The sequence below is a fragment of the Actinomyces sp. oral taxon 170 str. F0386 genome, assembly GCF_000195595.1.
Taxonomy (GTDB): Bacteria; Actinomycetota; Actinomycetes; order Actinomycetales; family Actinomycetaceae; genus Actinomyces.
In genome coordinates, this window is record NZ_GL882573.1 from 21,634 (window position 1) to 39,674 (window position 18,041).

Here is an 18,041-nt window from a genome sequence, read left to right on the forward strand (position 1 = left end):
GGACTCAGCCCTCGCGGACGTCGCGCTCGACGGCGTCGAGCGTGTAGTCCCCGGCCTCATCAATGGCCTCAGCCAGGGCCGCGTCCTCGAGGCGGACGTCGGAGAGCACGGTGACGGTGGACTGCCCGCCCTTGTTGAGCAGGACAGAGACGTCCTTGACGCCGTCGAGGGCCTCGAGCTCCTCGGTGACGTGGGCGACGCAGTGGCCGCAGGTGAGTCCGGAGACCTTGAGGGTGGTGGTGCGGTCGACGCCGTCGGCGGTGAACTCAGTCATCTCTCACTCCTTGGGTTGTGAAGGAAACGGGTGGATCGGAACGGGAACGAGGCGACCCCGGGTGCCCGGGTCGCGCGGCGCTCAGGACCGTACGAGCCGGGCGATGGCGTCGGAGGCCTCGCGGATCTTGACCATGCCCTCCTCGTCGCCGGCCTGGGCGGCGTGCAGGACGCAGTGGCTCATGTGGTCCTCCAACAGGCCGAGGCTCACGGCCTGGAGGGCCTTGGTGGCTGCGGAGATCTGGGTGAGGACGTCGATGCAGTAGGTGTCCTCCTCAACCATGCGGGAGATGCCCCGCACCTGCCCCTCGATGCGGCGCAGGCGCTTGAGGTAGTCCTCCTTGGTCCCGGTGTAGCCGGCCATCTCTCCTCCGTGCCTTCCTCTCGTTCGACGACGAACATACCCCTGGGGGGTAGATGAGTCAAGTACCCCAGGGGGGTATAGGTGTCTTTCGTCCCCGGCGTCCGGTCCGTCCCGGTGGGCACGGACCCGGGACAGGGAGTGGGACGGCGTGGGATGCTCGTGCTATGACCACCGTTGCGAATGCCGCCCCTGGCTCGGCCGGCCGCGGGGCGAGGACTGAGGCGACCACGACGTCGGAGACGCCCGCAGACCCCGACCTCCAGCTCGCCAGGGACCCGAAGGCGGGCGCCGGGCGGCTCATGGTACTGGCCGGCAACCGCCCCGACCTGCGCGGTGTCATCGTCGACAATCCGGGCTGCTCTCCGGAGCTGCGCACCTGGGTCGGTCGGATGGGAACCGCCTCCGGCGGTCCCGGCCGCGGCGGGCGCCCCGGCGTCGAGGCTGATTCGGTCCGGGCGGACAGCGCTGACGACGTCGACGACGCAGACGACTCCCTGTCCCTGGCGCCCACGGGCTGGGAGCCCTCGGACATCGGCCTGGGTGACGACCCCTTCGGATCCGTCCTGGGTGACCCGCTCATGGGCTCCCCGCTCTTCGACGACGCCCACCACGGTGATGATGCCGGAGCCTCCGGCGATGCCGACGACGCTGATGGTGCCAATGATGGTGGCGCCGCCGATTCCACCGGCAGGGTCGACGGCGGAACCGGTCGGACTGGGCGAGGGCGACGGCCGCGATCGTCGAGCCGGCGCACTGCCGCGTCACGCACCGCCGCCGCCCGCACCGCCTCCCGAACGGCTGCGCCCCGGACCTCGCCGTCGCGCACCTCGTCCCCGCGGACGATAGCGCCACGCACGGCACCGTACCAGCGGGTGCCGGCGCCGGTGCCGCCCGGCCCCTACGCGCAGCCGGGTGGGTATCCGGCGCCTGACTTCGGCCGGCCGGCTGGGCCCGTTGGACCAGTCGGGGGCGGCCCGGCTGCTCCGCCCCCCGGATTCCCGGGAGGGGTGCCGGGCTACCCCGGCGGTGCGCAGTCGACCGTGCCCCCGGCTCCCGGTCCTGGCGCAGGGCCCCACGCCTCGCACCGGCAGGCCGGGCCGGCGCCCTCCTCGGGCTCCAGCACGAGCTCGGTCAAGGTCGTGGGGTGGATCCTCTTCGTCATCCTCTTCATCATCCTGCGGGCCTTCACCGGCTGAGATGACTGATTCCGGGGCTGCTACTCGGCGGGCGGCGAGCTCGGGCCGGGGCTGCTGGGAGCGCTGGCGGCGGGGATCGTGAAGGGGCTGTTGGAGGCGTAGCCGTGCTTGAAGGCCCACACCACGATCTCCAGGCGCGATGCCGCCCCCGTCTTGTGGAACAGGCCGGTGATGTGCGACTTGACCGTCGCCTCGGCGATGGCCAGCAGCGAGGCGATCTTGCGGTTCGAGGCGCCCTCGCACAGGAGGTGGAGCACGTCGCGCTCCCTCTCCGAGAGGTGGACGCTGCCATCCGCGCCGCGCACGGAGGCCAGGGCGTAGTCGATGAGGCGTGACGTCGGCGTGGGGGCCACGACCTTCGCCCCGGAGTGGACCGTGCGCACCGCCGCGATGATCTCCTCGGCGGGGGCGCTCTTGAGCAGGAAGCCGCTGGCGCCCGCCCCCAGCCCCTGAAGAAGGTCCTCGTCGGAGTTGACGGTTGTCAGGAGAATGACTCGGGTCGACGGCGAGGTGCGGATCACCTCCCTGGTCATCTCCACGCCGTCCATGTTCTCCATGTGGACATCGGTGATGAGGACATCGATCTGATGCGACTGAAGAAACCGCAGGACGGCGCGGGGTGAGCGCGTCGCTGTGAGGACAGTGAGGTCCTTGACGTCGGAAAAATAGGACTCCAGATGGGCCAGGGCCATCGCGTCGTCGTCAACCAGGGCGAGGCTGACGCGATCGGGAGAAATCTGGGAAGACATGTGTCTCCTTGGGCAGATGTGTGCAGGCCGCGGAAGTGGGGGTCGCGGACTGCTGGGAACAGTGAACAAACTACCTGAAGAAACACGTCAACCGTGTTAACGCTCCCGGGACGCGCCCCGACGAAAGGACGGGTAGAACTATCCAAACAGCGGAGCGGGCAGTAGATCAAAGGGCGATGTGAAGGCCACGCGACCTCGGGCAGGCTCTTCGCCAACGGCACTTCCCCCAAGTGTGCCTCCTCTGTCGTTCCCAGGAAGGAGGGTCCGTGTACCGCTCTGCGCTCATTGAGGGTGTGGCGCCATCACTGGCTCGCGCTGCGTCCCTCGAGTCGCCCTTCGGCCTGGTTTCCCGTTCCACCGAGCTGCCCCAAGCGGCCGGAGAGCCGGTCTTCGCGATCTGGACCGGTCTTCTGGGTGATCCGTCTGAGGCGCTGAGGTCACAGCGCACCTGGAATCACCGTGCCGAGGCGGGCAACTTCGACGGGGCCGGCGGGGCCATCGACGCCGATCGCGCCAGACACATCGCGATCGTGGAGACGATGGAACGCTACTCCAGCTGCTCATGGACGGAGGAGGAGCTGGTGTGGGACACCCCCGCCGGTCTCGGCGAGGCCGCGATCGGACCGGAGCGCTGGCCGGCGTGCTCGGCCGCCGAGCTGGCGGACCCCGACTGCGGGCTCATCGCCTCAGACCCCCGCGTCCCCATGCGGTGGGTGCGCGGCTGGTCCCTGACCCGCGGCCGGGAGGTCTTCGTCCCGGCCGTCCTGACATACCTCAACTTCCCGGTACGCACCCCCTCCGAGCAGTTCGTCAACCCCATCTCCACCGGTACCGCCGCCCACTCCGACCTGCGCGAGGCGGTCCTGGGCGGCCTGCTCGAGGTCATTGAGCGCGACTCCATCGCCCTGACCTGGCTGCAGCGCCTGCGCCTGCCGGCGGTCGCCGTCGATCCGTCCGCCCTGGGTGAGGTGGCCGCCGAGTACCACCGGGTGGGCACCTCCACCGAGCTGGAGACCCACCTGTTCGACGCCACCACCGACTACGGCGTCCCCACCCTCTACGCCGTCCAGACCTCCCAGGTCGACCCCGAGCTGGCCCAGGTGGTGGCCGCCACCTGCGACATCGACCCGCAGCGGGCGCTGGCCAAGATCCACCGCGAGCTCGCCTCCCTGCGCATCGCCCTGCGCAGCCACGCCCGCGGTCCGCGTGCCCAGGAGATCAAGGGCCAGGACCTCACCGTGGTCGGCGGCGCCCTGGCTGACGCCGAGCTGTCCATGCGCCACGTCTTCGACTTCCTCCTTCAAGGTGAGCGGCCCGTCCACGCCCTGGACGAGATCGGCGCCCTCGGGGCGTCGTCGGCCGGCACTGACGGCAGTAATGGTCCTGACCCGCTCGAGCAGGTCGTCGCCAACCTGGAGCGGGCCGGTGCCGAGGCGGTCGTCGTCGACATCACCACCGACGAGGCTCGCCAGGTCGGCATGCACGTCGTCAAGGCCCTCATCCCCGAGGCCATGCCCCTGTCCTTCAGCCACCACGCCCGCTACCTGGCCACGCCCCGCCTCTACGAGGCGCCCCGGGCGATGGGCCTGACCGTCCACGACGAGGCGGGGATCAACCCCGTCCGCCAGCCCTTCGCCTGAGCCATGACCCCGATGCCCATCACGCCGCCCACGCCACCGACCGACTTCCAGGAGCCTCGCCCCGCCATGAGTACGACGCCGTCTGCACCGGCCACGCAGCCGGTACCGCAGGCCCCCACGGGGCCAGTGACGGTCTACCTGCCCCAGGGCGGGTTCGCGCGCGCCGTCGCCGCGCGGCTCGCCGGGGAGGGCGACGTCGTCGTCCCGGTCGACCAGGGGCTGGTCAGCGCCTACATCCCCTACGCCGACCGCGCGGTCCTCATCGCCGACCCCGACCAGTCCGGCCTGCGCGAGGACCTCGACACCCTGTCCTTCACCCGGTCCATGCCCTCCCTCGGCCTGGAGCTCTTCCCCACCGAGCTGCGTTGCGGGCCGCTCGTGGTCCCCGGTCGCAGCGCCTGCTACCGCTGCTACGACCGGCGCCGCCGCCAGCACGGCTACCGTCCGCTGCCGGAGGAGGTCATCACTGAGCACGGCCCGCTGGAGCAGGCCTACGCCCACCACCACGTGCTTCTGGGCGCCGGCCTCATCTCGCTGGCCCTCCAGGCCCTCGACCACCCGGAGGCGGCAGTGGAGAACGCCGACGACGTCCCGCGGATCGGCGGTCAGGTGTGGACCATCGACCTCGTCTCCGGGGTCACCACCTGCGCGAGGACCGTGGCCGTGGACCGCTGCGAGACCTGCTCGGGCCGTTACGAGGGCCGCCGTGACGGCCTGCCGGAGCTCGCGGCCCTCCTGCCCGGACGGCGCACGAGCGGACGCACCTCACATGATCCCGATCGCCGCGGGGAGGTGGCCTGAGATGGCCGGGGACTCCCTCATGCGCGCCGGCGACGTCAGCCGCGCCGCCCGCCGCGACCTGCAGTTCCGCATCCCCCGCAAGCCCGTGGTCCGGCTCGGCCTGCGCGCCCGGCCCGATGAGAACGGCTGGATCGTCGACGGCGCCCGCAAGAGCCAGGTCCTGGGCGGGGCCTTCGCCCGCGAGCACATGGGCCCCCTGCTCAAGGCCTGTGACGGCACCCGCACCCTCGACGAGATCGGCGAGGTCACCGGCATCGGCCCCCAGGCCGCCTTCGAGGCCGTCTCCCTGCTGTGGACCGGCGGCATCGTCGAGGAGGGCGACACCGAGCCCGCCCCCCGCGATCCGGCGCCCGAGCTGGCGCGGTTCCTCTCCCGCCTGGGCGACTCCACCGGCGTCAACGACTCCTGGCAGGACGCCGCCCGCCGCCTGGCCGCCGCCCGGGTCGCCGTCGTCGGGGACGCTGAGCTCGCGGGCGAGATGGTCGCCGCCCTGGAGCCCACCCTGCCCGAGGTGCGGCTCGACGGCGCACCCCGGGCAGGGGACACGCTCACCGTCCTCATCGAGACCCAGGCCTCCGCAGGCCGCTCCGAGGAGGTGGCTCGCCGCTGCCGCGAGACCGCCATCCCGTTGCTGCGGGTGCGCGCCGAGCAGGAGGCGGTGACGGTCGGCCCCTACGTCGACGAGACCTTCTCACCCTGTCTGGCCTGCGCCAGCGCCGACGAACCCGAGCTCGGCCCCCGTCCCGACGCCGCGCGCCGCGACATCGTCATCGGCCTGGCCGCCCGGGCCGTGGCCGCGCTCATCGCCCGAGCCACCGTCACCCACCTGCCCGGGGACGCCCGGCGCACGGACCTGGCCACCTTCACCTACTCCGACCGTCCGGTCGTCTCCCGGCCCGGATGTCCCGTCTGCTCCGTGGCGGGGCAGAGCGCCGAGCAGGCGCCCGGTGAGGCCCCGGTGCCGGTGGCGCCGTCGGCCCCCGTGGGGGCCCGCTATGAGCAGTCCGTGGCCATCCCGCCGGCGGCCTTCGTGGACTCCAAGGGCCACCAGCAGCACTACAAGCCCTCCAACCTGCGCCTCCAGCGCGAGTTCCGCGACTGGCCGGTCTGTCGGCGCACACCTCTGCCGCCCGCCGACCTGGAGCGCCTCGACCAGCCCTGGCCCGTCGTGCACCCGCTGACCGACGACGGCTCCGAGCCCGACGTCGTCGCCCGCCCCACCCTGGGTGAGCTCGCCACGATCCTGGCGCTGTCGGTCGGCGTGCGCGAGCCGCTCGGCGCCGCGCCCGCCGACGAGGGGCCGGCAGATGCCGACCAGACCCCGCTGAGCGCCAAGCTGCGCCGCTGGACGGCGGCCGGCGGCAACATCGGCTCGGTGACCGCCTACGTCCTCGTCCCCGCAGCAGGATCCGCCGGGGAGGCCGGTAGGGGAGTGGACGGGGATCGACTGGCCCCGGGTACCTACGTCTACATCGAGCGCGACCACGCCCTGGCCCTCATCGGACCGGCCCCCGGCGAGCAGGCCGGGCTGCAGGAGGCCGTGCCCGACGGCGTCGGAGCCCGGATCGTCCTGACCGGCAACGTGGACAAGGTGGCCCGTAAGTACTTCTCCTTCGCGCTGCGCATCGCCGTCCAGGACTGCGGCTGCTCCTTCGAGGTCATCCGCCTCGTCGCCGACGCCCTGGGAGTGACGCTGCGCGCCCGGGCCCGCTGGGACGAGCAGCTCATCGCCCGGGCGCTGGGCACCGACCCGGCCCGCGAACCGGCCTGCATCGTCGTCGACCTGGGAGGCAGCCGTGCGCACTGACTTCGAGACGTTGCGAGAGCTCGTCGCCGGCTTCTCCTCCGGATCGGGACGCCGCCCGGGCGAGGAGCCCACCTCCGACGGCCTGGCCGGGAGCCGCCCGCGCCCGCCGCTGGACTGCCGGGCGCCGGACGTACTCGTCCCCGGCCCCCAGGGCGCCTACCCCTACGACCTGCACCAGACCTTCGAGCGCCGCTCGTCGTCGACCAGCTATGGCGCCGAGCCGCTTGAGGCCGAGCCCCTCCTGACCATGGTCCGCGACGCCCTGGCCGATGACGTGCGCACCTGGGGTGAGGACGCGCAGGCTTGCCCCCTGGAGCCCTTCATCCTCCTCCTGCGCCCGAGCGGTGCCGAGCCGGGCATCTACCGGGTGCGGCTCGACGGCGTCGACCTCGTCCGCCCCCTGCCGGATGCGGAGGTCATCGAGGGCATGACGGTGCAGAAGGAGTTCGCCCGCGCCGGCGCCATCGTCTCGGTGGCCGCCAACCTCGATGAAGCCGACTCCTGGGGCGGGGCGTCCGGCTACCGGTTCGCCATGAGCCGCAGCGCGGCCCTCATCTACTCGCTGCACCTGCGCGCCGTCGCCCGTGGGCTGGTGGGGACGGTCTTCGCCGGCTTCGCCACCTCGGCGGTGCGCCACCTGCTGGACTCCGACGGTGTCAGCCGCCACCAGATGTTCGCCGTCACCATCGCCAGCCCGCAGGAGGCCCCACCCGACCAGAGGGCCGGCTAGCCCTGGCCACCACCCGCGAGCGCCGCTGGACCAGCGGCGGCCAGACGGACCCAGAACTCCATACCGCGCCAGAGCGCCACGCAGACCACCCCGTTCGCGGGGTTTGGGGTCCGGTCCCGGCAGACCGGACCCCCGGGGCCCGATCGGGCCCCGCTCCTGCCCACAAGACATCTGAGAGGAAGGAGGTGAACAGCATATGACGAACAGCGCAATTGATCTCACCCTCGCCGACAGTGACTTCGGCGTCGAGGAGCTGCCCGAGGGCAACGCCCTGGGTTGCGCCTTCAGCCACGCCAGCGCGTCCTGCCCGGCCAGCGCGGCCTCGGCCTCGTGCCCGGCCTGCGCCGCCAGCGCGTCGACGACGTCCTGCTGACGACCCCACGGTGGCGGGCGGGGGACCGGGGTCTCCTGCCCGCCACCAGCGGTACCCGGATCCCCGCCAACCGATCTGAGGGAGCCATGACCCCACGATGAGCACGGTGATGAGTACGGCGATGAGCAGCACGAGCACCCCGACGAGTCCGATTCCGCGCCTGCGCCGTGGCGTGAGCCTCATCGTCGGGATGGACAACCAGCCGATGCTGTTCGACTCCGACTCGGGCAAGTACCACCGGCTCGGGGCGGCCGCAGCCTTCATCGTGAACCAGTTCGACGGGGTGCGTTCCCTGCCGACCATCATCGAGGAGCTGCCGCAGGACATCGACGAGGCCGGTGCCAGACGCATCACCGGCCTCGTCGACAACCTGCGTGAGAAGAGCCTCCTGGTGGGCAGTGAGCCCGCTCCCGCCGCCTCCGCCGTCCCGGCGGCTCCTGCACGCACCAGACGCGTCCGTGGACGCCACACCGCCCAGCCCCGTCAGGCCCGCCACCTCAAGGTCGAGAAGCCCCGCCGCAGCGGGGGCTGGTGGCTGCCCCGCATCATCATCGCCCGCAAGTACCACCGGATCGTCGCCCCGATCGTCACCCTGCTCCAGCGCCTACCGGCCCGCGCGCTCAGCTGGGTCTTCCTGGCGCTGGCCGTCTGCGGGTACGCGGCCGGGGCGATGGCTCTGAGCTCCCTGGCCGGGGGGCCCCGTCCCGGTGCCTTGGTCCTCATCATGGCGGTGGCGATCCAGCTGGTGAGCATCCTGCTGCACGAGTCCTGGCACGCCATCGTCGCCGGCTATCTGGGCACCCCCATCCGCGGGCTGGGAGTGGCGCTCATGTTCTGGGCGATCCCCATCGCCTATGTCGACCGCACCGACTCCTACCGGGTGCGCTCCCGGCGCGGGTTGACGATGCTCGCGCTCGCGGGCATCTTCTCCGACGGCGTCGTTTGCGGCCTGGAGGCGGCTGTCGCCTGGGCCTCCTCGGGGACGGCGCGGCAGGTGGCCCTCACCCTGTGCGCCTTTCAGCTCACGATGCTCATCACCAATCTCAACCCCCTCACCCAGTCCGACGGTGTCGCCGCGGTCGAGGCGGCCACCGGCTCGGTCAACCTGCGCGGGCGCTCCATGTTCGTCCTGCGCCGCGTCCTGTCCCGTCAGCCTCTGCCGCCGGCCCTGGCCGTCATGCGGCCCGCGGTGCGATGGGGCTACTTCGTCTACGGGCTTCTGTGCTCTCTTCTCGGTCTCCTGGCCTTCGGGATGAGCGTTGTATGGATAGGCTATTGGCTGTACGCCCTCGTGAAAGGTTTCCTCCTATGACGCAGCCGGTTCTCTCCCGTGCCGGTGCCTCCCCATCCCGCCAGCCACAGCCGTCCTCCACATCCGCCGTGACCCCCGGGGAGCCCGTCCCGTCCGCTCCATCTCCTGCCGCACCAGCGTCGGTGGCGGCACCGGATCCGGAGCCCCCGGCCCTGGCCCAGCCCGCCGTTGCCCTGCCCACCCTCGTGCGTCTGGGCGGGCTCCCCGTGCGGGCCGTTCCCGAGACCACCGCCGCCGTCACCGGCAACCTGGAGTACTTGCGCCGGCTCGATGAGGTTCTCGACGGCGCCGCGAACCAGCTGCTCGACCCGCTCTACGAGCTCATCCCCACCCTGGCCAAGACCGAGCGCCGCCTGGTCCTGCGCGCCAAGCGCCGAGTCTTCCAGGGGCGCGCCACCGGCTTGTCCGACGAGGTGCTCCAGGGCCTGCCGGCTGAGCTTCGCGCTCTCCTGGAGCGCTGGGACGCCCTGGTAGCCCGCAAGGAGGAGACCCGCGCGCGCCTGGCCGTCCTCGTCGACGTCGACCTGGACCGCAGCCGCGAGCTGCTGGCGGCCGGCCTTGACGAGCCCGGCTATCAGGAGTCCCTGGCGATCGCCGCCCCGGCCCTCATCTCCACCCTGACCACCCGCGGCCGCAGGCTCGAGGACCCCCGCGTCCTGCGCACCCTCTACACCCTGGCCACCCGAGCCGCCCTCAAGACCAGCCCCTTCTCGGGACTGACCACCGTCAACGAGGCGGGTCAGCCCGCTGCCGGGCGCAGCTACCGGATGGTGGCGACCCATCTGGCCTACCGCATCCTGAGCGTCACCGCCCAGGAACTGGCTCCCGACGGCGCCCTCTACCTCGAGCCCGCCCCTGTGCGCCGGGCCTACAGCTCCAGCGCGGGCTCGGCCGGTGCCTACGGCCAGTACCCGCCAGGTGAGGCCGAGGCGGAGGCACTGACAGTCGTCGGCGAGCACGAGTACGGCAACGGCATGGTCTTCCGCCAGGAGACCGTTCAGCCCGCCCGCTGGCTCCAGGAGACCCATGACGCCCTGACCGGCGGCGGCATGCACGCCGTGCTCAGCGTGCGCGACGCCTGCGAGCGGGTGGGTGGCGCCGACCCGCGCCTGCGCCTGGAGCGGCAGCTGGCCTCGGGCGCCGTCGTGCCGCGCGTGCCCTGGTACCGCGGGGAGAACCCCTTCCCGCTGCTGGCCGCCACGCTCTCACCGGACCAACAGCACCGGTGGGGCCGGGACCTGGCCTGGCTGGCCCGGCTCGATGAGGCCGTCGGCGCTGCCGACGGGCCCACGCGGGCCGATCTCCTCAACCGCACGGTGCGCTTGGCCGAGCGCGTCTTCCCCGACGGCGAGCTCGGCGAGCGCCCCAGCGGCTTCCTCTACGAGGACCGTGAGTCGGCCCGCAGCTGGGCCGATCCCCTCGATGACGCCCCCTTCGCTCAGGACGTGCAGATCCTGGGCGAGCTCGCCGACCCCTGGGTGGCCCGCTCCCACATCTACGACCTCATGGTGGCCCGGTTCGTCTCACTGTTCGGAAGTGGTGGGGTGTGCAAGGACCCCCTCGCCTTCTTCATGACCATCGCCCACGCCCCCGACGGTGACGAGGAGATGCTGCGCGCCGCCGGACTCGACTACGCCGCCGGCCCCGACACGGAGCGCGCCGCCATGCCCGGCGGGCTCTCCGGCTCGCCCAGGCACCTGGGCGCCTTCCTCCAGCCGGTGGCCCCCAGCGCCCGGACCTACGCCGCCGGTGGGGGGCTCACCGTCGTCAACGCCTTCACCAATGCCAACGGCTCTCTCCAGGCCCGCTTCCACCGGCTCCTGGGCTCCGGCTTCCGGGAGCGCCTGGCCTCGCGGATCCGTACCGCCTGGGGCACCGAGCGGGTCCTGGAGATTCAGGCCAGCACCGAGTGCAATACCGGCCAGGCCGTCTCCTGCGGGCTCCTGCCGCCGCTGGGCCTGCCCGACGAACCGGGGGCACCGGACGCGGTCCCTCTCAGTTCCCTGCGGCTCGTCCACGACCCGGCCACGAGCACCCTGTTCCTGGCCGACGACGCCGGCCCCGTGGGATTGGCCTATCTGGGCCTGACCCCCCAGTACCTCCTGGGCGGCTACCTGTCCTGGCTGGTGCTGCTGAGCGACCCGTGGTCCCGGCTGCCCCCGTTCGCGGACCACTGGACCAGCCGCCGTCGGGACCTGAACGGGCCCCTGCCCGACGAGGTGCTGCACTCCGAGCGCGCCGTGGCCGGCCGGCTGGTGACGCGCCGCGAGTCCTGGACCTTCCCGGCCGCGCAGATCGCCCCACTCATGGATCGCGACCTGACCACGACCCTGCTGCACATGGACGACCTGCGCAAGCAGTGGGGGATGCCGGTGGAGGTATTCGTCCACCAGCACATGCCCTCCCAGGGCGCCACCTTCGACCAGCACAAGCCGCGCTACGTGGACCTCACCTCACCGGTCTCGCTGCTGGCGCTGCGGGGCTGGATCGATCCCAACGCCGCCCACATCAGCTTTGTCGAGGCCCTCCCGGCCCGCGGCGAGGCCCTGGGGCTCACGCAGGACGGTGAGGCGACGGTGGCCGAGTACTTGGTGGGACTCCAGTGGTCCAAGAACCTGGAAGGCATGGCATGAGCACGCACGACGACGCCCGGTCCAGCCGGCGCGAGCAGCGCAACCAGCCCAGCCGGCTCACCCGCTCCCGGCGGCTGCGCTGGCTCGGCGGGCGATCCCGGGTCGGAGAGCAGGCCGAGCCGTCGGGACAGGCCGGCCAGCAGAGCAGTCGGGGCAGCCAGGGCGGTCAGGGCGACGCGGCCCCGCAGGTGGGGGCCTCGATCCCTGGGATCCAGCCCCTGGAGATGGCGGCCGCCGACTTCGGCAGCCTGCGCGCCCAGCACAGCTCGGTGCGTCAGCGGGGCTCGGCGCTGGTCAATCAGGCCGAGGACGTCGGCTGGTTGTACGCGCGGATCTACTGCGCCGGCGGGGACGACACCGACGAGCTGCTGCCTGAGATCGCCCAGTGGCTGGCCCGGGCTCGCGGCCAGTGGGACATCCGCTCGGCGCACTTCCTGCGCTTCGTGGACCTGCGCGGGCACCACATTCGGCTGCGGCTCAAGGCCGTCCAGGGCGTCCTGGACGAGGCCTACGCGAGCATGCGCGAGCTGGGGGCCGTCGCCCGACGGACCGAGGTGAGCACGGTCGAGCGCCTGGTCTTCGACCCCATGACCGGAGGCATCGGCGCCAGCCGGCCGGGGATCGCCTTCGGTGTCTACGGCCCCGAGTACGACAAGTACGGGGGCGTGGCCGGCGTCGAGGAAGCCGAGCGCCACTTCTACGTCTCCAGCCGGTGGTGCCTGGACCACCGGATCTGGCAGATTCCGCGTTCGGTGCCGCGAGCGGCCCTGGCGGCGCGGTTCCTGGCGCTGGCGGCCCGCAGCGCGCCACTGCCCGAGGCCGAGCTGCTCTCCGCGCACCTGCGGATGTGGGGCTCGCGCCTGCCCGCGCACCTGCGCGACGGCAGCGCCCTGGGACCGATCGTCCAGCAGCTGCTGGAGGTCATCGAGTTCCAGTTCGACGAGATCCCCTCCTGGGGCCAGGCGGCCGGGGCCATTGGCGAGCTGGCCGACGACGCCGGGCGCGCCATCGGCGTCATGGGGGCGGGAACCGGTGGGCGCCGTGCCCTGGACCTGCTGCACATCGACGTCAACCGGCTCGGGCTCAACCCGGCCGAGGAGTGTATCGCCGGGCTGTGCGCCCGCCAGCTCCTGGCCGGAGGCGCTGTGCCCCCGGCCCAGCCCTCCGCCGCCGCCGGATAGCCAGGAGCGTCGCTTTGTCCACGAAGCGCACCTCGTTTTCATGAGGTGTCGATGAAGGACGTCATGTGTCCACGAAGGAGCTGCCGTCAGTCGTCCAGGTGGGCGACCAGCTCGGTGGCCAGACCCGTGTAGGTGGCGGGCGTCAGGGCGAGCAGGCGAGCCTCAACGTCGTCGGGCATGCCGAGCCCGGAGATGAACTCGCGCATGGCCTCACGCGTGACCTTCTTGCCGCGAGTGAGCTCCTTGAGGCGCTCGTACGGGTCGGCCATACCGGTGGCCCCGGCGACGGCGGCCGCCCGCATCGCCTGCTGGACGGGCTCGCCGAGCACCTCCCAGGTGGCGTCGAGGTCCTCGTCCAGGCGGTCACGGTCGACGTCGAGCCCGGCCAGGCCGCGGCGGATGTTGTCGACGGCCAGCAGCGAGTGCCCCAGGGCCACGCCCACGTTGCGCTGCGTGGTGGAGTCGGTGAGATCGCGCTGGAGGCGGGAGGTGACGAGCGTGGCGGCCAGCGTGTCCAGCAGCGAGCAGGAGATCTCCAGGTTGGCCTCGCCGTTCTCGAAGCGGATCGGGTTGACCTTGTGCGGCATGGTCGACGAGCCGGTGGAGCCCTGCGCGCTCAGGCGCTGGTGGAAGTAGCCCAGGGAGATGTAGGTCCACACGTCGGTGGCCAGGTTGTGGGCGATCCGGTTGAAGCGGGCGACGTCGGAGTAGAGCTCGGCCTGCCAGTCGTGGGACTCGATCTGGGTGGTCAGCGGGTTCCAGCTCAGGCCCAGGTGCTCGACGAAGCCGCGGCCCACGGCCTGCCAGTCGGCGCCCGGCACGGAGACGACGTGCGCGCCGAAGGTGCCGGTGGCGCCGTTGATCTTGCCCAGGTACTCGGTGACCTCGACGCGGTGCACCTGGCGGCGCAGGCGGTGGGCCAGGACCGCCAGCTCCTTGCCGAGCGTGGTGGGGGTGGCCGGCTGGCCGTGGGTGCGGGCCAGCATGGCGGCGTCGGCGTACTCGTGGGCCATGGCGGCCAGGTCCTCGACCAGGCCGCGGGCGGCCGGCAGCCAGACCTGCTCGATCGCGGCGCGGATGGCCAGGGCGTAGGAGAGGTTGTTGATGTCCTCGCTGGTACAGAAGATGTGGACGATCTCGCCGACTGTGGGCAGCACGGTGGGGCCGCCGTCGACGCCGACGACGTCGGGGGACTGGGCGGCCGCGGCCAGGCGCCGCTTGAGGAGGTACTCGACGGCCTTGACGTCATGGCGGGTCTCCGCCTCGATGGCACCGAGCTCGGCGATCTCCTCGGCCCCGAAGTTCTCGACGACGCCGCGCAGGTAGGCCTTCTCGGAGTCACTCAGGCGGGGGGCGCCGGGCAGGACGCCGCCATCGGTGAGGTGGATGAGCCACTCGACCTCGACCTGCAGGCGGGCCCGGTTGAGGGCGGCCTCGGAGAGGTGGTTGACCAGCGGGGCGGCGACGGCGCGGTAGCGGCCGTCCAGGGGACCCAGGGCAATGGCGGGGGAGACGGTGGAGAGATCGACCATGCCGCTCATTGTGGCAGGTTGCCGCCGATCTCTGCGAGGGGAGCCTCCGGGGTGGTGATGAAGACGGGCTGCGGGGCGGGCTTGCGCTGGCGGTAGGCGTTGACGAGGACGTAGAGCAGGATCCCGGCCGCCGGCAGATTGACGGCGGCGACGGCGTCATGATTGTAGAGGCCGTAGCCGAGCAGGGCGATCGCCAGTCCGAGGCCGATGGCGCTCAGTACCGGGATCGGTGGCCCGGGGATGGGACGAGCCGGCTCGGCCTGCTGCACGTGCTGGGCCTGGAGCATGATGAGGCTGACCGTCAGCAGGCTCAAAGGCGTCAGAAGGGAGGTCTCCCAGCCGAAGAAGGCGCTGCCGAAGGTGAGGACCAGAACGGTGGTGGCAAGAGTGGAGACGAGAGGAGGGAGGAGTCGCATACTAGTGACCTCGTGGGCGGATATCGTGGGGAGTGGTACGACCGGGCAAAATCCTGCCGGATTCTTGTGGTGTTTTCAACAAGCGGCCCGTCATCGTTGATGGGGAGTGCTGCCCGGGGTGCCGTCAACCTACACGGCAGGTCGGTCCTGTATCCCTAAAATTGGCTCTGACCAGCGAAAATGCAATGGCTCTGTGATGCCATAGGTGCTGTGCCGCCCAGATATCACGAGCCCGTGGAGGGAGTGCGGATGTCGACGAGGCCGACGGTCAGACGGCTGGTGGGGGAAGACCTGGCCAGTGAGCAGATGCTGGCGCTCATGCGCGAGGCCGCGGGACTGCCCGTCGTCGAGCTGCGCAGGATCATTGCTGAGGAGCTGGCGCTCATGGAGGTCGTGGGCACGGGTCCGCAGGGTGCGCCCACGTCGGTGGCCGCCTACGTGTCTCGACCCGATGGCGTCGTGCTGGAGTACATCGCCGTGGCTCCGGAGCTGCGCGGCGGCGGGGTTGGGCGGGTGCTCGTCGATGCCCTGGCCGGTGGGGCTGAGCCGGTCATCGCCGAGACCGACGACGACGCCGTCGGCTTCTACCGGGCGCTCGGCTTCGATATCGGCCCTGCGCCGTCGGACCCGCGCTGGCCGGGGCGCCGCCGCTACCGATGCGTGCGGCGGTCCTGATCCTGAACGGCACATGTCGGGGGACTGCGTTTCACCCCGAGGACGTACTTCTCCCGTAGATGACTGAGAGCAGACCTCAGTCATCTACGGGAAGACGCAGTCCTCGCCGGGGAAGTACGTCCTCGATCGACGTCGTCGCAGGGCTCGGGCGACTGGAGCTTGGGCGGGGATCCCTATCGGGACGAGGGGATGCCGGCGGGGCCCGCTTTTGCTCGCCGGTCCCTCAGGCTGCGAACCAGGACATGGCCCAGCAGCGCCAGGGCCGGCAGGCTGGCAAGGGCCATGACGACGTCGGACCTGTAGAGAGCGAGTACAAGGGTCGCCGCCGAGATGAGGGTCAGGATAATTCCCAGGACGAGAATCAGGTTTGGTGGGAAAGTGCGATTGGGGCTCGCGAACTGTGCACGAAGTAGGATGAGGCCCACCATCAGGGCGCTCAGTGGCCCAGTGAGGTTGCTGACCGACCAGTTGAACAGCAGTCCCCCGATCGAGGTGGTCAGGACGATCAGGGCGAGGACAAGGACAGCGGGCTTGATGAGTCGCATGGTGAGCACCCCGTTGAACGGATCGCGACGACGAACGTCTTCAGCCTAACGCGGCGTCCCGGTTCGCGCGCTGCTGCGAGTTCAGCAACCGCGCCGTCAGGCATGGTTGTGAGGGCATGAAGGCCGTGCCGGATCGACGTCGGCGAGTGGCACTCAGGCCTCGGAGGCCACGCCCATGGCGCGACCGTGGATCCAGTAGGCCTGGTGCTGGATGCTGCGCCGGCTCATGCCGGAGGCGACCAGGTGATGCCGTACGGCCTTGGTCGCGCTGCTCTCCAGGGCGATCCAGACCCAGTCGAGCGCCACGTCCCCGGTGTCCGCCCACAGGGTGCGGTCGACGGCGGCCAGCAGCCTGTCCTCGGAGATCTGTGGATCCAAGCGGATCAGCCGGTGGTCGCGTGCGGCCAGGGGCAGGTATCCGGTCTCGGGCGCCAGCATGATGACCGTGGCCAGGCTGCCCGCCGGGGTTGCGTTGACGGCGTCGGCGAGAGCAGGTGCAGAGGCGCGGTCCCCCACGAGGAGCAGCCGATCGCCGTGGGACGGCGGACGGTAGCTGGTACCGCCCATGACCTGCGCGGACACGGTGGCCCCCGGCCTCACCTGGCTCGACCACCGCGACGCCGGCCCGGCCGGCTCATGGTGCAGGAACAGGATGATGGCGCTGGCCTGCGCGCGGTTGATGCGGGTGAGTGTGTAGGCGCGCTGGTACTCGCGGCCGTTCTCGGGGATCCACATCCGCACCCAGGTGGTGGGCGGTAGCGCAGCGGCCCTGGCGCCCAGCAGGCTCGGACACTGGACGGTCAGCTCCGTGTAGGGTGGGATCTCGCGCACCCCGGTGACCGTGAGCTTGTGCTCCGGCACGCGCAGTGCCTTGAGCACCGTGCCCTGGAATCCCCGTCCTCCGCGTGCCATCTGCGTGTCCGTCTCCTGGTGGTCCGATCTCTTTCCAAGGCGAACCTTAACCGGAGCAGGTGTGAGCTTGCTTGGGACCGCCTGCCCAGAAGGGCCGGGCCGACGCCGGTAGGCTCGTATTATGACGCAGTCCTCTCAACGCTCCGGCCCGCAGTCCGACGCCCTCAACCGGGCCGCGCGCTGGGAGGAGCGCTACGCCTCGGTCGAGCAGCTCTGGTCGGGCCGCCCCAACGACTGGCTGCCCGAGCTGGCCGCCGACTGGGTGCCCGGTGCCGCCCTGGAGATCGGCTGCGGTGAGGGCGCCGACGTCCTGTGGCTGGCCGAGCGCGGCTGGCAGGTGACCGGGCTGGATCTGTCCGCCACCGCCGTCGGGCGCCTGAGCCGCGAGGCCGCGCGCCGTGGACTGACCGCGCGGGTGAGCGGCCGGGTGCACGATGCCGGAGACGGTCTGCCGGAGGGGTCCTTCGACCTGGTGACGAGCTTCTACGTCCACGGCGGATCCGAGGGGGGCTCGCTCGACCTCGTGGCGCTTCTGTCCGACGCCGCTGCCCGCGTCGCCCCCGGTGGGCGCCTGCTCACGGCTGTGCATGCGGTCAACCCGCCCTGGCACACGCACCACGCCCGGACCTACACGGCCGGTGAGCTGGTCGAGGGCCTGGCCGAGGCGACGGCCGGCTGGGAGGTCGTCGTCGCCGAGGAGCGCTGGCGGCAGGTGACGGGACCCGATGGTCAGGAGGGGCGCCGGGCCGACGCCGTCGTATGCCTGCGCAGACCGGAGTCCCCAGCGTCCTGACAAGACGCGAACACAGGCCTGAAAACATCCTTGCGGCCACGTCACCGAAGACTGGGATGTGGTGCAAGCAACGTGAAAACGGCGGAATGGTGCCCATTTCTCAGCATGT

General features: G+C 71.4%; 18 protein-coding genes. 11 read left to right on the forward strand and 7 right to left on the reverse strand.

Annotated elements, in window-relative coordinates:
- Nucleotides 1-4: 4 nt before the first annotated feature.
- A complete protein-coding gene (locus HMPREF9056_RS11670; protein WP_009405315.1) occupies nt 5-274 on the reverse strand; it encodes a heavy-metal-associated domain-containing protein in 270 nt (89 codons plus the stop codon).
- 81 nt (nt 275-355) lie between these two features.
- On the reverse strand, nt 356-637 hold the full coding sequence (locus tag HMPREF9056_RS11675) for a metal-sensitive transcriptional regulator (RefSeq protein WP_009405316.1): 282 nt from the start codon (nt 635-637) through the stop codon (nt 356-358).
- A gap of 164 nt (nt 638-801) precedes the next feature.
- Here HMPREF9056_RS11675 and HMPREF9056_RS11680 point away from each other — a divergent pair, with 164 nt between their 5' ends.
- Nucleotides 802-1,833 carry a hypothetical protein gene (locus HMPREF9056_RS11680; protein WP_009405318.1) on the forward strand — a complete coding sequence of 344 codons (1,032 nt, stop codon included), beginning with the start codon at nt 802-804 and terminating at the stop codon, nt 1,831-1,833.
- Nucleotides 1,834-1,853: 20 nt separating this feature from the next.
- Here the strand turns inward: HMPREF9056_RS11680 and HMPREF9056_RS11685 are convergent, their stop codons facing one another.
- Nucleotides 1,854-2,582 carry a response regulator transcription factor gene (locus HMPREF9056_RS11685; RefSeq protein ID WP_009405319.1) on the reverse strand — a complete coding sequence of 243 codons (729 nt, stop codon included), beginning with the start codon at nt 2,580-2,582 and terminating at the stop codon, nt 1,854-1,856.
- Between the two features lie 266 nt (nt 2,583-2,848).
- Here HMPREF9056_RS11685 and HMPREF9056_RS11690 point away from each other — a divergent pair, with 266 nt between their 5' ends.
- The 8 genes from HMPREF9056_RS11690 to HMPREF9056_RS11720 all read left to right on the forward strand — a co-directional run bounded on the left by HMPREF9056_RS11690 (nt 2,849) and on the right by HMPREF9056_RS11720 (nt 13,059).
- A complete protein-coding gene (locus tag HMPREF9056_RS11690; protein ID WP_009405321.1) occupies nt 2,849-4,222 on the forward strand; it encodes a YcaO-like family protein in 1,374 nt (457 codons plus the stop codon).
- A 66-nt stretch (nt 4,223-4,288) separates the two neighbouring features.
- A complete protein-coding gene (locus HMPREF9056_RS11695; protein WP_034514565.1) occupies nt 4,289-5,023 on the forward strand; it encodes a TOMM precursor leader peptide-binding protein in 735 nt (244 codons plus the stop codon).
- Nucleotide 5,024: 1 nt separating this feature from the next.
- Nucleotides 5,025-6,830: a TOMM precursor leader peptide-binding protein gene (locus HMPREF9056_RS11700; RefSeq protein WP_034514522.1), complete on the forward strand. Its 1,806-nt coding sequence runs from the start codon at nt 5,025-5,027 to the stop codon at nt 6,828-6,830.
- Nucleotides 6,820-7,560 (forward strand): hypothetical protein, encoded by a 741-nt coding sequence (locus HMPREF9056_RS11705; protein WP_009746927.1) that lies wholly within the window; start codon nt 6,820-6,822, stop codon nt 7,558-7,560. Before HMPREF9056_RS11700 ends, HMPREF9056_RS11705 begins: the two co-directional genes overlap by 11 nt.
- A 196-nt stretch (nt 7,561-7,756) precedes the next feature.
- A complete protein-coding gene (locus tag HMPREF9056_RS14215) occupies nt 7,757-7,933 on the forward strand; it encodes a thiocillin family RiPP (protein WP_009746928.1) in 177 nt (58 codons plus the stop codon).
- A gap of 97 nt (nt 7,934-8,030) precedes the next feature.
- Nucleotides 8,031-9,245, forward strand: coding sequence for a PqqD family protein (locus HMPREF9056_RS11710; protein WP_009746929.1), 1,215 nt, complete (start codon nt 8,031-8,033; stop codon nt 9,243-9,245).
- Entirely contained in the window at nt 9,242-11,878 is a 2,637-nt protein-coding gene (locus HMPREF9056_RS11715) for a lantibiotic dehydratase (RefSeq protein ID WP_253270029.1), read from the forward strand. Before HMPREF9056_RS11710 ends, HMPREF9056_RS11715 begins: the two co-directional genes overlap by 4 nt.
- The gene (locus HMPREF9056_RS11720; protein WP_009746931.1) at nt 11,875-13,059 is read left to right on the forward strand and encodes a thiopeptide-type bacteriocin biosynthesis protein; all 1,185 of its coding nucleotides are present in this window, start codon (nt 11,875-11,877) and stop codon (nt 13,057-13,059) included. The genes HMPREF9056_RS11715 and HMPREF9056_RS11720 overlap by 4 nt, the downstream gene beginning before the upstream one ends.
- Nucleotides 13,060-13,145: 86 nt before the next feature.
- Here the strand turns inward: HMPREF9056_RS11720 and purB are convergent, their stop codons facing one another.
- Complete coding sequence (gene purB, locus HMPREF9056_RS11725) at nt 13,146-14,591, reverse strand: adenylosuccinate lyase (protein WP_034514524.1); 1,446 nt, start codon at nt 14,589-14,591, stop codon at nt 13,146-13,148.
- Between the two features lie 5 nt (nt 14,592-14,596).
- Nucleotides 14,597-15,007, reverse strand: a complete 411-nt coding sequence (locus HMPREF9056_RS11730) for a hypothetical protein (RefSeq protein WP_009746933.1) — start codon at nt 15,005-15,007, stop codon at nt 14,597-14,599.
- Nucleotides 15,008-15,256: 249 nt separating this feature from the next.
- Here HMPREF9056_RS11730 and HMPREF9056_RS11735 point away from each other — a divergent pair, with 249 nt between their 5' ends.
- A complete protein-coding gene (locus tag HMPREF9056_RS11735; protein WP_009746934.1) occupies nt 15,257-15,682 on the forward strand; it encodes a GNAT family N-acetyltransferase in 426 nt (141 codons plus the stop codon).
- A 173-nt stretch (nt 15,683-15,855) separates the two neighbouring features.
- Here the strand turns inward: HMPREF9056_RS11735 and HMPREF9056_RS11740 are convergent, their stop codons facing one another.
- Together HMPREF9056_RS11740 and HMPREF9056_RS11745 are read right to left on the reverse strand one after the other, a co-directional pair.
- On the reverse strand, nt 15,856-16,227 hold the full coding sequence (locus HMPREF9056_RS11740; protein ID WP_009746935.1) for a hypothetical protein: 372 nt from the start codon (nt 16,225-16,227) through the stop codon (nt 15,856-15,858).
- A 153-nt stretch (nt 16,228-16,380) separates the two neighbouring features.
- Nucleotides 16,381-17,139 (reverse strand): siderophore-interacting protein, encoded by a 759-nt coding sequence (locus HMPREF9056_RS11745; RefSeq protein ID WP_009746936.1) that lies wholly within the window; start codon nt 17,137-17,139, stop codon nt 16,381-16,383.
- 121 nt (nt 17,140-17,260) lie between these two features.
- On the opposite strand from HMPREF9056_RS11745, the gene HMPREF9056_RS11750 reads away from it, so the two are divergent.
- Entirely contained in the window at nt 17,261-17,932 is a 672-nt protein-coding gene (locus tag HMPREF9056_RS11750; protein ID WP_009746937.1) for a bifunctional 2-polyprenyl-6-hydroxyphenol methylase/3-demethylubiquinol 3-O-methyltransferase UbiG, read from the forward strand.
- Nucleotides 17,933-18,041 lie beyond the last annotated feature (109 nt).

Coding starts and splice junctions, on each gene's coding strand:
- purB (WP_034514524.1), bottom strand. CDS start 14,591: ATGGTCGATCTCTCCACCGTCTCCCCCGCCATTGCCCTGGGTCCCCTG.
- HMPREF9056_RS11700 (WP_034514522.1), top strand. CDS start 5,025: ATGGCCGGGGACTCCCTCATGCGCGCCGGCGACGTCAGCCGCGCCGCC.
- HMPREF9056_RS11720 (WP_009746931.1), top strand. CDS start 11,875: ATGAGCACGCACGACGACGCCCGGTCCAGCCGGCGCGAGCAGCGCAAC.
- HMPREF9056_RS11715 (WP_253270029.1), top strand. CDS start 9,242: ATGACGCAGCCGGTTCTCTCCCGTGCCGGTGCCTCCCCATCCCGCCAG.
- HMPREF9056_RS11695 (WP_034514565.1), top strand. CDS start 4,289: ATGAGTACGACGCCGTCTGCACCGGCCACGCAGCCGGTACCGCAGGCC.
- HMPREF9056_RS11680 (WP_009405318.1), top strand. CDS start 802: ATGACCACCGTTGCGAATGCCGCCCCTGGCTCGGCCGGCCGCGGGGCG.
- HMPREF9056_RS11670 (WP_009405315.1), bottom strand. CDS start 274: ATGACTGAGTTCACCGCCGACGGCGTCGACCGCACCACCACCCTCAAG.
- HMPREF9056_RS11740 (WP_009746935.1), bottom strand. CDS start 16,227: ATGCGACTCATCAAGCCCGCTGTCCTTGTCCTCGCCCTGATCGTCCTG.
- HMPREF9056_RS11750 (WP_009746937.1), top strand. CDS start 17,261: ATGACGCAGTCCTCTCAACGCTCCGGCCCGCAGTCCGACGCCCTCAAC.
- HMPREF9056_RS11675 (WP_009405316.1), bottom strand. CDS start 637: ATGGCCGGCTACACCGGGACCAAGGAGGACTACCTCAAGCGCCTGCGC.
- HMPREF9056_RS11710 (WP_009746929.1), top strand. CDS start 8,031: ATGAGCACGGTGATGAGTACGGCGATGAGCAGCACGAGCACCCCGACG.
- HMPREF9056_RS14215 (WP_009746928.1), top strand. CDS start 7,757: ATGACGAACAGCGCAATTGATCTCACCCTCGCCGACAGTGACTTCGGC.
- HMPREF9056_RS11745 (WP_009746936.1), bottom strand. CDS start 17,139: ATGGCACGCGGAGGACGGGGATTCCAGGGCACGGTGCTCAAGGCACTG.
- HMPREF9056_RS11735 (WP_009746934.1), top strand. CDS start 15,257: ATGTCGACGAGGCCGACGGTCAGACGGCTGGTGGGGGAAGACCTGGCC.
- HMPREF9056_RS11685 (WP_009405319.1), bottom strand. CDS start 2,582: ATGTCTTCCCAGATTTCTCCCGATCGCGTCAGCCTCGCCCTGGTTGAC.
- HMPREF9056_RS11730 (WP_009746933.1), bottom strand. CDS start 15,007: ATGCGACTCCTCCCTCCTCTCGTCTCCACTCTTGCCACCACCGTTCTG.